Below are 14,575 nucleotides of genomic sequence, written 5' to 3' on the forward strand. Positions count from 1 at the left end.
TGTCGCCGGGGAGTGGGATGCCCTCGGCCACAAGGGGCTCCAGATGCTACATGGCGGGTCGGCCGGCTGGACAGCCGAGCAAACCGATTACCCGAGCAGCCATACCGCCGGGCTCTGCTCGACACGTTCGCCGGCAAGTGTCGCAGCGCTGTCGAGGATCTGGGTCCACGGCAACGCGGCGTACCCGGCGCGGTGGGCAAGGTCGGCGCCGAGCGCAGCGACGAGCAGGGCGTGCGCCGAGGGTACGTTGTAACCCGCGGCATAGAGTGGGTTGAGCTCAAGGACCACCGGCTGGCCCTCTCGAGCGAAGGCCACGTCAGCCACGTAGTTCGCCGGGAGGTCAGCCGTGAGGAGAGCTGGGACGACGGCGCGAACCGCCCGCTGCACCACCTCGCTCCTGGCAGTGAGCTCATCGGCGAGGCGCCGGCGCGCGTCGTCGATGAGGACCTCGAAGGGGCCATGGTAGCTGGCCATGAGGAAGCGGCCGCCCAGCACCGTCAGCCGCACTTCGAAGGGCACCCGGATGGCGTTGCGATCGCCGGGCAGGGTGGCGATCTCGATGCGCTCCAGGTCGAGGTGCTCGCGCAAGGCGAGGCCACCGACGTCGAGAGCGACACGCAGGCGGCGGACCACCTCGAAGACCGTGGCCTCGATGTCCGCCTGGTTGCTGCCGTAGTAGAGCTCGGGGTTTTTGGACTTGGCCGACGCGTAGAAGCCGCGGACGAAGACCCCGGCGTGGGGATCGATCTCCGCGTCGAAGAGGGCGCCGTAGATCGCCTCGGTCAACAGACGGCGCACGGCCGCGGGAGAGTCGATCGCGGCAGCGACGGCGGCGTCCACGGGCAGCAGCGCGGTGCGCGGCGTGGGGACACCGGCGTTCGTGAGGACCGAGTAGAATCGATCGAGCCCGAGGACCCGCTCCACATGCTCGGGGAGGTCGAGCACGCACGCGGCGCCGGCAGCGACCGCTCGAGCGAAGACGGAGTGGTATGCGGCGCGGGGTAGCATCGGCAGATCGATCCAGGACACACTGTCGCGGACCCCCTGCGGCGCGTCGAGCTGGGCGACGTCGCAGACCGCGAGGTCCCAGCCATGAAGGCGGGCGAGCTGGGCCCAGAACGCATGGCGGCGCCGGATCATGGCCACGTTGCGGGGGTCGGCCTGGGCGTCGAAGGCACGGTTGAGGTCGGAGAGGAGAGCGACGCGGGACACGGATCAAGCATCGCACTTTTCCTGGATCAGGACGACTCGGCGCCCCTTCGGCTCGGCCGGAAGCAGAGCAGCCCGCGGCGACTAGCCGCGCCGCGGCCGCGGGCCTAGGAGACCGCGCATGCCCGCAGCCACCCAGATCGGCATCCCCACCCTGGTGCGCATCAAGCCCGGGGCGCTCCCGCGCAGCGGGCTCTACCTCGCGCGAGCGGCGCGCCGCCACGTCCTGCTGCTCGCGAGCGCGGGGACGCCGGCCGCCATCGAGGCGGCGATGCGCGAGGGCCTGGACGCGCAGGCGATCGAGGTCGTGGCCCGGCGCGAGGTCGCGTCGGCCAGCGTCGAGGAGGCCGCGGCGCTCCTGCCCGCGCTCCCCGCGCGCTGCGACGCGATCGTCGGGCTCGGCGGCGGCCGCGCCCTCGACACGGCCAAATACCTCGCGTCCCTCGCCCGGCTGCCGTTCCTCGCCGTGCCCACCTCGCTCTCGAACGACGGCTTCTGCAGCCCTTCGGCGAGCCTCACGGTGGGCGGAAGGCGCCGCTCGCTTCCGTGCGCGGTGCCGTTCGGCGTGGTGGTCGACACCGAGGTCTGCCTGCGCGCGCCGGAGGTCCTGTGGCTCTCCGGCGTGGGCGATCTCGCGGCCAAGGTCACCGCGGTCCACGACTGGAAGCTCGCGTTCCACGCGCGCGGCGAGCCGGTCAACGACTTTGCCGCCCTGCTCTCGGACGCGACCGTGTTCCAGTTCATGGCGCGCCCCCGGCGCGACCTCGAGGGCATGCGCCTGCTCGCGACGGCGCTCATGCTCAACGGCATCGCCATGGAGATCGCCGGGTCGTCCCGGCCGGCGAGCGGCAGCGAGCACCTCATCTCGCACGCGCTCGACCAGATCTCCGGCCGGCCGCGGCTCCACGGCCTGCAGGTCGGCACGGCCGCCTACGTGGTCAGCCAGCTCCAGGGGCGGGACACGGACCTCATCGCCGCCGTCCTCGACGCGACGGGCTTCTGGGATGCGATCCGGGCAGACCCGTTCTCGCTCGACGAGTGGATCGAGGCGGTCCGCGTCGCGCCGGAGATCAAGCCCGGCTACACCACGGTCCTCTCCTCCCGCGACTGCGTATCCGAGGTCGAGGCGATCCTCCGGACCGATCCGCGCCTGAAGGGGTGCTTCGCCTGACCCGCCAGCCGCGCTCGGTCCGCGCCCGCGAGGAGGGGCGCCGCCACGGGCGGCGGGAGGTCCGCGCGCGAGCGGGGCGGCGCGGCCTGCTTTTCTGCCGGCCAGGCGGGGCGTAGCAAGTCGTCGTGCAGCTCGGCGACGAGCGCCGTCAGAATCGTATATCGGCATGGGGCGCAGGATCACACGATAACCCACGTGGGCCCCCGCCGGCCACGCCGGCGACTTTAGCCCCCTCTCGCTCCGGGCCCCGGCACGACTCCAGGTCGCGACTTGACAGCTCCCCAGGATTCAGCACAATAAACGCCATTTCGCTCATCACAAGGGCCGCCAATCGACGAAGGAAGACCGTGGAGAGCAAGACCAAGAACATCAAGACACGCCCGCAGATCGCCGCCATGGCCGCCAGAGCCTTCGGCGGCATGGCGCTCGCGGACGGCGAAGGCGCCGTGGTCGAGCTGAAAGACGGCTGGTTCAACGCGGCGTACAGCGTCCGGCTCGCCGATGGCCGGGAGGTCATCCTCAAGATCGCGCCGCCGAGAGATGCGGAGGTCATGCTCTACGAGAAGAACATCATGACCACCGAGGTCGCCGCCATGCGCCTGGTCCGGCGAAACCCGGCCATCCCGGTGCCCCAGATTTACCATTTCGACGATACCCGCGAGCTGTGCGACTCGGACTACTTCTTCATGGAGAAGATCGCGGCGGACAACCTCGAGCACGTGAGAGCCAACCTCCCCCCCGAGACGCAGGCGTCCATCGACCTGCACATCGGCGAGATCGTCCGGGAGATCAACGGCTTCACCGGCACCTATTTTGGTTACGATGGAAACCCGGACCTGCGCGCGAGCACCTGGAGAGAGGCGTTCACCAGGATCATGGAGTCGGTGCTGGAAGACGGCGCCCGGAAAGGCGTGGCGTACGACCAGGGCTACGACGAGATCCGCGCCGCCGTCCTCAGGCACGCCCCCGCGCTGGAGGAGGTCACCACGCCCTGCCTCGTCCACTGGGACGTCTGGAACCCCAATGTCTTCGTCAAGGAAGGCAGGGTCGCCGGCATCATCGACTTCGAGAGGGCGCTCTGGGCCGATCCCTTGATGGAGGCCCAGTTCCGGCTGCTCTCCGCCGAGGGCATCACCAGCTGCATGCGCGGCTACGGCAAGACCTCCTTCACCTTCGAGGAAGAGCGGAGATGCCGCCTGTACTCGCTGCACCTCGCCCTGGTCATGAACACGGAGTGTTATTACCGCAACTACGACACCGATTCCGTCCTCAACCTCTCCAGGCAGTGGATGGGCGAACACATGGCCTGGCTGAGCGCAAACTGAACGCTCATGGGTGAGAGCTCCAGGGTTGAAAAGCTGGGGACCGAGCGGGTCGGGAAGCTGCTGCTGGAGATGTCTTCCCAGACCACGCTCTCGCTGCTGGTCTTTACCGTCTACAGCCTCACGGACATCTACTTTCTCTCCGTGGGCGTCAACGCGCTGGCCGCCGCCGCGGCCTCGATCATCTCGCCGGTCCAGATCGCCCTCGGCGCCGTCGCCACGACCGTCGGGGCCGGCGGCGCCTCGGTGGTCTCCAGGGCGCTCGGCGAGCAGGACATGGAGAAGGCCTCCCGGACGGTGGCAAGCACCTTCCTGATCTTCTGGACGGCGGCGCTCGCCATCACGGTCCTGGGCTCGGTCTTCATCGAGCCGCTCGTCTACCTGCTCGGGGCCACCGACAGCGTCGCCCCCTATGCCATCGAGTACGGTCGGATCATCTTCCTCGGCGCCATCGCCGGCACCGGCTACTCGGCCATCGTCAGGGCGGATGGCAACGCCGGGTACTCGACCGCCATGTGGATCATCCCGATCTGCGTCAACATCGTCCTGTGCTGGCTCTTCATCCTCATCTTGCAGATGGGCGTCTCCGGCGCCGCCCTGGCGACGGTCTGTGGCCAGGCCACCTCGGCCGGCATGGGCCTGCACTTCTTCTTTTTCAGGAAGAACCGCTCCTATCGCATCAAGGCGTCTTATTTCAAGCCGGACTGGCCCATCATCATCGAGGTGGTGAAGATCGGGTCCCCCTCGCTCATCAAGAGCGCCAGCGTCAGCCTGATCGCCATCGTCACCAACAACCTGCTCCGGCGGATCGGCGGCGACAGCGCCCTGAGCGTGTTCGCGATCGTGAGCCGGCTCTACTCCGGGCTGTTCGCGCCGCTCACCGGCATCGTCCAGGGGATGCAGCCGCTGGTGGGGTACAACTTCGGCCAGAAGAAGCTCGAGCGGGTGCGGGAGGCCATCCGGCTCTCGCTTGGCGCCTCGGTCGTCTATGGATCGCTCGTCTGCGGCGTCTGCCTGGTGATGCCGGCCGCGCTGATCGCCCTGCTGTCCAGGGAGAGCGCGATCATCGCTGAAGGGCAGACCGCGTTGCGGCTGCTGGCGCTCTCTTACCCCCTGACCGGCGTGGCCATGGTCACGGCGGCCTCGTTTCAGTCGGTGGGCCGGGCCAGGGAGGCGCTGCTGCTCACCCTCGGGGGCATCCTGCTGGTCAAGCTGCCGGTGCTGCTGCTGGCCTCCCGCCTGTTCTCCCTGACCGGCATCTGGGCCTCCGAGGCGATCTCGGAGCTGATTCTTTGCATCGTCTCCTTCCTTCTTCTGAAGAATGCCCACGCTGGTTCTGGGCATTGCATGGCGAGAGCGCCTGACGCGGGCTGAGCGTGGAAGCGGCGAACCGGACAGGCGTTGCGGCCTGCGCGATTTCCCGCGGTGACGCCGCGCCTCTACCGGGACCGCGATGCCACGCGTCATGGATGGTTCGAGTACGAAGTCCTGGAGCCACACGCGCTGGTGGGCGAGGAACACCGATGACCTGCACCGCAGAAACGAGAATGCGTTGCTGCCACCGCAGGTACTGGCGAGCGCTTCGCGCGTCGAGCTGCCCTACATGTACGTGGACGCAAGCATCATCGTACACGCCACCGAGCTGAATGCCTCGAACGGCAGCCGGAGGAAGGTGCCGCTATTTACCCTACCGGCCAGGGGTACGCCGGTCTGGAGAAGAACTCCGCGAGCCGTCGCTGCGCGCTCGGGCGCGTCGAAAAGTTGCTCGCGACGGTCGACGCCCACGTCGTCGTTGACTTCCCTTGTCCATACATGTGAGAAAGCTCACTGTGAGGGGGCCGCTGAATGGATCAGCGTTTAGGCGCCTTCACGGCCACAGAGCGCCACTACATAAGGATGCACATGAATAACGCGTCGAAGCGAATCTGGAAGATCTCGTGGATGCTTCCTGTCCTGCTCATGGGGACCGGCTGCATAGCAGCCGCGGATGAACAAGCGGGTGACGAGCAGGCGGACGACGAGACTGTCGCCACGGCCGAGCAGGCATTCAGCGGCTACTGGAGCTGGTCGTGGGCAGACGACTCGAGCACGCCCCCCGTGTATATCGGCACGGACACCGACAGGACATGCTTCCTCTCTGGGGTCGGCGGGACCCTCGCGTCCAGGGCTGGTACATGGCCTGACGGTGACGCCCGAGTGTCGGTTTTTCGCTCCGGCGGCGGCTGGTATTTGGACACGCACGCCGGTACGGGCTACAATGAAATCAAGGGGACCGCCATCTGCGTTCCCAGCGTCGCAAACCGGACAACACCGGTCCGCTGGTCGGAGGGGCAGCCGGCGCAGATCCTGGCGCCAGTCACTACCCTTCGGAGATGTGGTCTGATGAGCGTGCTGAACGAAGATGCTTACGGCAACGACGACAACTGGAAGGCCGCCGGTGACGGCGTGATGATCTGGAACGACGGCACCAACTGGTACATCGGCGGCACCGGCCACGCCGACGGGATCGGCGGATGCGTAGACGTGACCTACAACTTCATCTGGAACGCGACATGGGCGCCCACAACGGGCACGAGCACGCTCAATGTACTCCAGCAGATTGACGGGGGGACGAACCCCCTCGGTACGCAGTGCTTCCTCACGGGTCTCGGCGGACGCTTCTGGTGGTCTGACTGGAGCGACGGCGTCTTTATCAACTATGACCCCGGGTCCCATTGGTGGAGCGTGACGGTGACCGACGACAAGACGGCGCACGTGGCCTGCGTCCAGTAGGCCTCTGCGGCCACGCCACGCCGCCATCCTGTCGTGTTATCGGAGGCGCGTTGCGACCCGAGTTGCCCCCCCGTCGATCAGGTTCGTTGACCCCTACGGACGGTCGCGTTCGACCCCGCAGAACCTACAGCAAACTGTTCTTGGCGCCGCTTCGTTCGCCGACCAGCAGCACCTCGTCCGCGAAGCCATGGAGTTCAGCGACGCCTGGCTCGTCCGTGTCCTCCTCATCCGGCGCCGCCTCGTCGATCGCCTCGACCTCGCCGTCAGGTTCCGGGACAGGCAGCGCACGGCCTCCAGGGCCCCCGAAGGAGCATGCAAAAGCCATCACTGGCCGAGCATGTCCATTGACACTCGTCGCGAGGCGCCGTTAACTGCTCGCCTGCCGGCGGCCACCGTCGCTGTCAAAACACAGCAGATCCGGACGTAAGTAAACAGAAGCAACGATACCAGCCGCAGCGCGCGGCTGAGGAGGGAGGCATCGATGAAGCTCTATGAGTTCGCTCCTACCCGCTCGATCCGTGTGCGCTGGACGCTCCAGGAGCTGGGCGTGGACTTCGAGACCATCCAGGTCAACCTCCGGGCCGGCGAGAATCGCCGCCCCGAGTTCCTCAAGCTCAACCCAGCCGGCAAGCTCCCCGTGCTCGTCGACGGCGACCTCGTGCTCACCGAGTCCGTTGCCATCGTGCTCTACCTGGCCGAGAAGTACCCCGACAAGGGCCTGCTCCCGGCAGACCCCAGGGAGCGGGCCAAGGTCAACCAATGGCTGCTGTTCGCGGCGACCGAGCTGGAGCAGCCGCTGTGGCGCATCGCGCGTCACAAGTTTCTGTATCCGGAGGACAAGCGCCAGCCTGGCGACATCCCCGTCGCCCGCGAGGACTTCAAGGCCATGGCCGCCGTGCTGGAGAAGCACATGGATCAGCGGCAGTTCGTCGTCGGCGACAGCGTGACGGTCGCCGATCTCGTGATGGCCTACACCCTCGACTGGGCCGACGAGGCCCACCTCCTGGACGACTTCCCGCAGCTCCGGGCCTACATGGACCGGATGTACGCGCGCCCTCACGCGGCCCCGCGCATCGCCCAGGCGTTCGCCAGCCTCAAGGGGTGATGCGCTCGGCCGGCTCGGGGCGCAGACGCCTGCCGCGCTTGGGCTCCTGGGGCCCCGGTGCGGCCTCCCCTCGACACACGGCCGGGCGATACCGCCTGAGCGTGCCCGTGACCTGCGCCCTGACCTGCCCGGACGCGCGCTGGACGTCATCCGCGGCGGACACGGCCGCCCTCCCCCGTCCCTGCGACCCGGCCCAGGCCCCGTCCACGCCTGACGTCGCGACGCCTCAATCGGCGCCCCCGTCCCGGGACACATCTGGGCGGCCGACCGCGCCCAGCGTATAGGCGCCGAGCGACCTGGGCGTGGAGCGTGAACGAGATTTCGGGCATACTGCCGCAAGAAACGGTCAAGCTCGATGGCGGCAAACGTTCTCGACCAGGTCCGGGCGGCAGCGGCGAAGAAGGTCCTCTACCTCCCCCACGCGGTGCGGCAGATGAGCCGGCCCAGTCGGATGATCTCGCCTGCCGAGGTCGACGCCGCGATCGCGGCAGGCGAGCTGATCGAAGACTACCCGGAGGACGTGCGTGGCCACAGCTGCCTGCTCCTGGGGTCAGGGGACAGCGGCCGTCCCATCCACGTCGTCTGTGCACCGAAGCCGGATTACCTGGCCATCATCACGGCCTACATACCCCACCCCGAACAGTGGTCGGCCGACTTCAAACGGAGGAAGTGATCATGCAGTGCATGCATTGTAGAGGTGAGATGAAGCGCTCCCATGCTCCGTTCAGCGTGGACCGCAACGGATATCATGTGCGCTGGGACGCGGTGCCCGCATGGGTGTGCGAGCAGTGCGGCGAGCCCTACTTCGAATCGGCCGAGGTCGCGCGTATCCAACGCGCCCTCGACGCGCTCGATCGCGAGACCGAGGCGGCGTGATCGGCGGGGTGTCCGAGGAATTTCGATTATCCACGATGAGCTCCGAGAACGCGTCAGAAGGCGAGGAGGAAGCCTGGGCCGCCGTGGCGCGCTCTGCGCGCAGTTCGTATCCTGTCGAGGCTCCGGCGGCGCTGGCGATCCTCTTCCTTTCCCACGCGATGCCCGCCCGCGATGCCCGTGCGCGACCCGCGGTGCCCTCCCGCGATGATAGAGTGGCGCGATGAGCCGCCGCGTCAGCAGCGACGGGACGGGGAGCCTCCAGATCCACTTCGCCTTCGATCGCAGGCTGGTGGACGTCGTGAAGTCGCTCCCGTCTCGCCGCTGGAATCCCGAACAGAAGACCTGGCGCGTCCCGGAGACGCACGTGGTCGCGGTGGTGGAGGTGCTGCACGCCGAGGGGTTCGGCTTCTGCGAGGTGACGCAGCGCCTCTACCGGGAACGCGGCGGGGCCCTCGCCCTCGACGAAGGGGGCGTCACGCCGATCCCCACCGCGGAGCCCGCCCGAGCCGATGAGCCGCGCAACGGGGACGCGCGGCCGAGGCCAGCGGTGGCCGCGTCCGACTTCACCGTCTCGAAGCTCAACGGACAGGTCCGCGCCGCGCTCGAGGCGGCGTTTCCAGCCTCGATCTGGCTGGTGGGCGAGGTCTGCGGGTACAACCGCGCCGCCCACAAGAGCATCGTCGGCTTCGAGCTCGTGGAGCGCGACGCCCTCGGGAAGGAGATCGCGCAGGTCAAGGCGACACTCTTCGAGAGCGCGCGCGCCGAGATCGAGCGACGCCTCGCCGCGGCGGGCGACCCGTTCCAGATCGAGGACGAGATCCAGATCCGCGTGCGCGGGCGCGTGGAGCTCTACGTCCCCTGGGGCTCGTACCGGTTCCTGATCGAGGACCTCGACGTGGGCTACACGCTCGGCGAGGCCGCCCGGCGCAGAGAGGAGATCTGCCGCCGGCTCGCCGAGGAAGGGCTGCTCGATCGGAACCGCTCCCTGCCCTTCCCCGCCCTGCCCCTCCGCGTGGGCCTCGTGACCAGCCTGGGCTCGGACGCCTACAACGACGTGCTCGGCACGTTCAGGGAGTCAGGCTTCGCGTTCCGCGTCGTGGCGCACGGGGTCCGCGTCCAGGGGCGGCAGACGGAGCCATCGGTCCTGAACGCCCTCGACTACTTCCGGGCGCGCGCCGCGGAGCTCGACGTGCTGCTGATCTGCCGCGGCGGCGGCTCGCGCACCGATCTCGCCTGGTTCGACTCGGAGCCGATCGCCCGCGCCGTCGCCACATTCCCCCTCCCCGTGGTCGTCGGCATCGGCCACGAGCGAGACATCTCCGCGCTCGACTTCGTGGGCTTTCGCGAGAAGACCCCGACCGCCGCGGCCGCGATGCTCGTCCAACGGGTCTCGGACGCGCGGGATGAGGTCGAGTCGTCGCTGCTGAGCATCCTCGACCAGGGCCGGCGCGTCCTCCGGTCGGCCTCGTCGGATCTCACCCGCCGGGCGGCCCGGGTCCCGCGCTCCGCGTCGCTGCTCATCGCGCGCCGAGCGGGCCAGCTCCAGGAGGCGGTCCGCCAGCTTCGCCAGGGGGCGAGGCGCGATCTCGACGCCGCCTCGCATCGGGTCGACGAGATGGCATCGCTCCTCGGCCCGCGCTCGTCCCGGCGGCTGGCGCTCGAATCCGAGCGCCTCGAGTCGCGCGAACGGCGCCTGCGCCTCCTCGATCCACGGCGCGTGGTGGAGCGGGGATATGCGATCCTGCGCACGACGGAAGGGGCGGTGCTCACCGACGCGGCGCGCGCGCCCCAGGGGACGACGCTCATCGCCGAGCTGAAGCGAGGCGTGCTGCGGCTTCGCTCGGATGGATCGGAGGAGACATAGGGTCATGGCAAAGCCGAAGCGCGGGACGAAGGAGCTGTCCGACGGGGACACGGCAAGCCCGCAGCGCGCCACGAAAGAGGTCTCGTATGGCGAGGCGTCGTCGCGCCTCGAGGAGATCTTGCAGAACATCGAGGAAGGCCAGGTCGACATCGACGCGCTCTCCGCGCTCGTGAAGGAGGCCGCGGATCTGGTGACGCTCTGCCGCCAGAAGATCCACGCCGCGGAGATCCAGGTGCAGACCATCACCGAGCAGCTCGAGCGCGAGGCGCCGGTGACCACGGACGCGGACGACGAAGACGAGGACGACGAAGACGACGAGTAGCCGGGCGCAGGCGACACCCATGAGCGCGACGTTCCGGCCCGCCAACTACAGGGATGTCGGCGAGATGCTCGGGCTCTGGCTCGACGTCTCGCCGATCCCTGCCGGGCGCCTGCTCCGCGGCGGGCGATTCGATCTCATGACAACGGCGAGCGATCTCGGTTTCCCCGGGACGATACTGAACCTCCGGCGCGGCGCCGATCCTGGTCACCTCACGGGAATCAAGGTTGTCCACGTCGCCGCGGAGGACGAAATCGAGAACTACGACACGCGGCAGCGACGGGTGAGGAGCTGGATAGGAAAGGCTCTTTCCTCGCTCGCGGCCCCCGCCCTCCCCTGGCCGGTCTACGTCCACTGCACGTCGGGGAGGGACCGGACCGGGGTCGTCATCGCGGCGGCCCTGCTCGCGATCGACGTGCCGCCGCAGGTCGTCGCGGAGGAGTACATGCTCAGCGACGGCGCCGACCGCATCGCCATCGATCGGGCCATCGAGGGCATCCTGGAGTGGCTGCCGTCCGCCGAGATCGACAGGGCAACGCTGCGTGGCGCGCTGACCTCGGGCTCGGGTGGTAGCAGCTGAGCCGACGGCACGCAGGGGTTTCCGATCGGACCATCGAGACGACCGAGGTCACCCAGGTTGAGGTCGCGCCGCCAGGTCGCGCCGGATCGGCAGGCGCGCGCTGCTGCGGCCGCAGCAGGATGCGGGATCCCTGCCCGGCGCGCAGCACGCGGCGCGCACGGTCGCGCCCGCGCGCAGCGCGCGCCCGCGTGGCCCGGCGAGTGCTAATCATCTCCCCGTGACCTCACCGCTGCTCTCTCCTTTCTCGTTTCCGAACGGCCTCACCGCCAGGAACCGCGTCTGGCTCGCCCCGCTCACGAACGGGCAAAGCCATGACGATGGCTCCCTGGGCGACGACGAGCTGCGCTGGCTCTCCTACCGCGCCCGAGGCGGCTTCGGCGTCGTCGAGACCTGCGCGGCCCACGTGGCCGAGGACGGCCAGGGCTGGAAGGGCGAGCTCGGCGTCTTCGCCGACCGGCTGCTGCCCGGCCTCCGCCGGCTCGCGACCGAGATCGCCGCCCAGGGCGCGCTCGGCCTCGTCCAGCTCTTTCACGGGGGCCTCCGTGCCAATCCCCAGGTCTCCGGCCTGCCCACGTGGAGCGCCAGCGCCGTCGCCGAGCCGGACCTCCCCGTCCCTCGCGCCGCCACCGAGGAAGACATCCTCGCTGTGATAGGCCGCTTCCGCGACGCCGCGACGCGGGCGCACGCCGCCGGCTTCGCGGGCGTGGAGCTCCACGGCGCCCACGGCTACCTCCTCGGCCAGTTCCTGTCCGCCACCCAGAACCTCCGCGCGGATCGCTGGGGCGGCGCGTGGGAGAACCGGGCTCGCCTCCTGCGCAAGACCCTCCGGGCGGTCCGCGCCGCGGTGCCCGCGTCCTTCGTGGTCGGCGTGCGCCTGTCGCCCGAGGACTGGGGCCAGGCCAAGGGGCTCGACCTCGACGAGAACCTGACGCTCGCGCGCTGGCTGGCCGAGGACGGCGCCGACTTCCTCCACCTCTCGCTGTGGGACTCGAGCAAGCCCTCGCAGAAGCGCGGGGACACGCACCCGCTGCCGCTGTTCCGCGAGGCGGTGGGGGCGAGCCTGCCGCTCGTGGTCGCCGGCGGCGTCTGGACGCGCGCCGAGGCCGAGGCGCTCCTCGACAAGGGCGCCACCGGGGTCGCGCTGGGGCGCGCCGCCATCACCAACCCCGACTGGCCGCAGCGGATCGCCGACCCCGCCTGGCAACCCCGGAGACCGCCGCTCACGCGCGCCGAGCTGTACGAGCGCGGCGTCTCCGAGACGTTCGCCGGGTACCTGCGGAGGTGGAAAGGATTCGTGGCCGACTGACGGCCCCGGCGCCCGCGCCTGGCACCACGGCAGGCCGGGCTCCGGCGTCCGCCGTCCGGCGGCGGGCAGCGCTACGGCAAGTCGAACGCGAAGAGCGTGTTGCCCGGCGTGCCGATGCCGAAGCTCTCGTAGCCGCTCCCCCAGAACACCGTACCGCGCACGACCGCCGGCCCGGCGTTGACGGAGCCGTCGGCCGGATGGCTCCAGAGGACGTCGCCCGTCTCGGCGTCGAGCGCGTGGACGTCGCCGCTCATCGAGCCGCCGTAGAGCACGCCGTTCGCGACCGTCAGCGGCCCCCTGGTCTGCGCGCCCGGCGTGGGATCGGGCGTCTGCCACAGGATGTCGCCCGTGGCGGTGTCGAGCGCGCTCCACGAACCCCAGTCGATGACCTCCCCGGAGGGCTGCAGCGTGTACTCGACCTGGCCGTTGTTGCCGATCGGCACGTAAATCCTGCTCTCGTCGACGGCGACTCCCCACATGATGCCGCCCAGCTCCCCGCCGGGACCGACCAGCGTGCTCCACACCACGCTCCCGTCGTCCCGATCGAGCGCCCAGAAGATACCGCTCTTCTGGCCGGCGCCGACCAGATCGCGGCGCTCCGCCCCCTGGCCGGCCGTGAAGAGCGTGGCGCCCGTGCCGAAGTCGTAATCCGGGCCCGCCGGATCGGGGCACCAGTCGCCGCCGAAGTAGCAGGCGCCCGTCCAGGCGTCGAAGCCCTGGAGCCGCCGCGCCCACTTCAGCGCGCCGGTGCGGAGGTCGAGCGCGAGGACGGCGTCGATATAGTCGTCCGGCGCAAGGCAGGCCTCGGCGGCTACGGGGTCGTCGCCGGCGGCCTCCACGCACGCGGAGACGGACGGCGGCACGGTGTAGTTGTTGCCGGTGGTCACGTACAGCGTGCGGCGCTTGAGGTCGAGCGAGGGCGCGCCGCCCCACACGGCGCCGCCGGTGTAGCCGGCGGGCACCGTGTAGCGCTTCCAGAGCACCGCCCCGGTCCCCGCGTCGAGCGCGACCACGCTGCCGCGGAAGCTGCAGCACGGATAGGCGTTGTCCGCCGCGAAGAGCTCCTCGCGCGAGGAGACACCCACGTACACGCGGCCGCCATGCACGACGGGAGACTGCGTGATGATCGCCGCGGGGTGCGTGTCGAGCTGCCTCTTCCACAAGAGCGCCCCGGTGCGGGTGTCCACGGCGATCATGTGCGCGCCGGCCAGGGTGCCGAGGAACAGCGTGTGGCCGTGGAGCGCGGGGGTCGTGCGCGAGACGGCGCCGGCCGTGCCCGTGAGGGCGGCGATCGTGCGCGTCCAGATCGGGTGCCCGGTCCTGGCGTCGAGCTTGTACAGCTTGCCGCCCCCGTCCGGAAAGTAGACAGCGCCGTGGTCAACGGCCGGCGTCGCCGGGACGATGCCGGTCGTGGTGAAGGCCCACTTCACGGCGAGCGAGGCGACGTTCGATGGCCCGAGGTGGTGCTCGTCGCGCGCGTAATGCGTGTTGGCCAGATCGTAGCCATAGACGGTCCAGCGCCCGGCGCCCGTGCCCATGGCCGTGCTCCCCTGGACGACATAGAGCAATGCAAGACATAGGGCGGCCCCGATCGCGGACCGGACCCAGAAGATGCGCTTCATGGTGCTCCTCCCGGGGCATCGAGGTGAGCGGCGATCGGCCGCCCGACGCGCCAGTTCCGTCGCCTCTGCAGCACGAGGCCCCGAGTCTACGTCACGCGGAATCGAGCTGCGTGTCAATCGGATAGAGAAAGGCGGCGCGGCGGCGAGAAGCCCCTTCCCATGGCTGGGTACCGGGGTAATCTCGGCCACTCGGGAGGTGGGCCACGAACTCGAAGAGCGCATCGAGCCCGCGCGGGCGGGCGACGACCACGAAGACCACGGCCGCGAAGAAGAGCAGCGCCAAGGAGTCGAAGAAGGCTGCCGCGCCGAAGGCTGCCGCGAAGCCGAAGGCTGCCGCGAAGGCTGCCGCGCCGAAGGCTGCCGCGAAGCCGAAGGCTGCCGCGCCGAAGGCTCCCTCGAAGCCGAAGGGTGCCGGGCGCACGAAGGAGC

The 14,575-nt window shown here is 69.5% G+C and carries 15 protein-coding genes; 11 read left to right on the forward strand and 4 right to left on the reverse strand.

Translation table 11 applies throughout. The features are described from left to right. Positions 1-87 precede the first annotated feature (87 nt). Positions 88-1,212, reverse strand: coding sequence for an ATP-grasp domain-containing protein (locus tag WMF34_RS27845; RefSeq protein ID WP_437989682.1), 1,125 nt, complete (start codon positions 1,210-1,212; stop codon positions 88-90). A 118-nt stretch (positions 1,213-1,330) separates the two neighbouring features. On the opposite strand from WMF34_RS27845, the gene WMF34_RS27850 reads away from it, so the two are divergent. The 4 genes from WMF34_RS27850 to WMF34_RS27865 all read left to right on the forward strand — a co-directional run bounded on the left by WMF34_RS27850 (position 1,331) and on the right by WMF34_RS27865 (position 6,474). Then, positions 1,331-2,380: an iron-containing alcohol dehydrogenase family protein gene (locus WMF34_RS27850; RefSeq protein WP_012238025.1), complete on the forward strand. Its 1,050-nt coding sequence runs from the start codon at positions 1,331-1,333 to the stop codon at positions 2,378-2,380. A gap of 347 nt (positions 2,381-2,727) precedes the next feature. Further along, positions 2,728-3,705 (forward strand): phosphotransferase family protein, encoded by a 978-nt coding sequence (locus WMF34_RS27855; RefSeq protein WP_012238026.1) that lies wholly within the window; start codon positions 2,728-2,730, stop codon positions 3,703-3,705. A gap of 6 nt (positions 3,706-3,711) precedes the next feature. Then, on the forward strand, positions 3,712-5,076 hold the full coding sequence (locus WMF34_RS27860; protein WP_437989683.1) for an MATE family efflux transporter: 1,365 nt from the start codon (positions 3,712-3,714) through the stop codon (positions 5,074-5,076). Positions 5,077-5,604: 528 nt separating this feature from the next. Further along, positions 5,605-6,474, forward strand: a complete 870-nt coding sequence (locus WMF34_RS27865; protein WP_437989684.1) for a hypothetical protein — start codon at positions 5,605-5,607, stop codon at positions 6,472-6,474. A gap of 124 nt (positions 6,475-6,598) precedes the next feature. Here WMF34_RS27865 and WMF34_RS27870 read toward each other — a convergent pair whose 3' ends face one another. Continuing rightward, positions 6,599-6,802 carry a hypothetical protein gene (locus WMF34_RS27870; RefSeq protein ID WP_437989685.1) on the reverse strand — a complete coding sequence of 68 codons (204 nt, stop codon included), beginning with the start codon at positions 6,800-6,802 and terminating at the stop codon, positions 6,599-6,601. Positions 6,803-6,955: 153 nt separating this feature from the next. Here WMF34_RS27870 and WMF34_RS27875 point away from each other — a divergent pair, with 153 nt between their 5' ends. The 7 genes from WMF34_RS27875 (at position 6,956) to WMF34_RS27905 (ending at position 12,524) form a co-directional block, all read left to right on the forward strand. Then, on the forward strand, positions 6,956-7,579 hold the full coding sequence (locus WMF34_RS27875) for a glutathione S-transferase family protein (RefSeq protein ID WP_437989686.1): 624 nt from the start codon (positions 6,956-6,958) through the stop codon (positions 7,577-7,579). 355 nt (positions 7,580-7,934) lie between these two features. Continuing rightward, positions 7,935-8,252 carry a DUF4258 domain-containing protein gene (locus tag WMF34_RS27880; RefSeq protein ID WP_012238029.1) on the forward strand — a complete coding sequence of 106 codons (318 nt, stop codon included), beginning with the start codon at positions 7,935-7,937 and terminating at the stop codon, positions 8,250-8,252. An 11-nt stretch (positions 8,253-8,263) separates the two neighbouring features. Then, entirely contained in the window at positions 8,264-8,455 is a 192-nt protein-coding gene (locus WMF34_RS27885) for a YgiT-type zinc finger protein (RefSeq protein ID WP_269454255.1), read from the forward strand. A gap of 220 nt (positions 8,456-8,675) precedes the next feature. Then, complete coding sequence (xseA, locus tag WMF34_RS27890) at positions 8,676-10,319, forward strand: exodeoxyribonuclease VII large subunit (protein WP_437989687.1); 1,644 nt, start codon at positions 8,676-8,678, stop codon at positions 10,317-10,319. Positions 10,320-10,323: 4 nt separating this feature from the next. Further along, complete coding sequence (gene xseB, locus WMF34_RS27895) at positions 10,324-10,641, forward strand: exodeoxyribonuclease VII small subunit (protein WP_437739857.1); 318 nt, start codon at positions 10,324-10,326, stop codon at positions 10,639-10,641. A gap of 19 nt (positions 10,642-10,660) precedes the next feature. After that, positions 10,661-11,218: a tyrosine-protein phosphatase gene (locus WMF34_RS27900; RefSeq protein WP_437989688.1), complete on the forward strand. Its 558-nt coding sequence runs from the start codon at positions 10,661-10,663 to the stop codon at positions 11,216-11,218. Positions 11,219-11,435: 217 nt separating this feature from the next. After that, positions 11,436-12,524: a HisA/HisF-related TIM barrel protein gene (locus tag WMF34_RS27905; protein ID WP_437989689.1), complete on the forward strand. Its 1,089-nt coding sequence runs from the start codon at positions 11,436-11,438 to the stop codon at positions 12,522-12,524. A gap of 71 nt (positions 12,525-12,595) precedes the next feature. On the opposite strand, the gene WMF34_RS27910 is transcribed toward WMF34_RS27905, so the two are convergent. Together WMF34_RS27910 and WMF34_RS27915 are read right to left on the reverse strand one after the other, a co-directional pair. Then, entirely contained in the window at positions 12,596-14,146 is a 1,551-nt protein-coding gene (locus WMF34_RS27910) for an outer membrane protein assembly factor BamB family protein (protein ID WP_012238034.1), read from the reverse strand. A 91-nt stretch (positions 14,147-14,237) separates the two neighbouring features. After that, positions 14,238-14,567, reverse strand: a complete 330-nt coding sequence (locus WMF34_RS27915; RefSeq protein ID WP_437989690.1) for a hypothetical protein — start codon at positions 14,565-14,567, stop codon at positions 14,238-14,240. Between the last annotated feature and the right edge of the window lie 8 nt (positions 14,568-14,575).

This window comes from Sorangium sp. So ce145 (genome assembly GCF_051525985.1).
Taxonomy (GTDB): Bacteria; Myxococcota_A; Polyangia; order Polyangiales; family Polyangiaceae; genus Sorangium; species Sorangium cellulosum_B.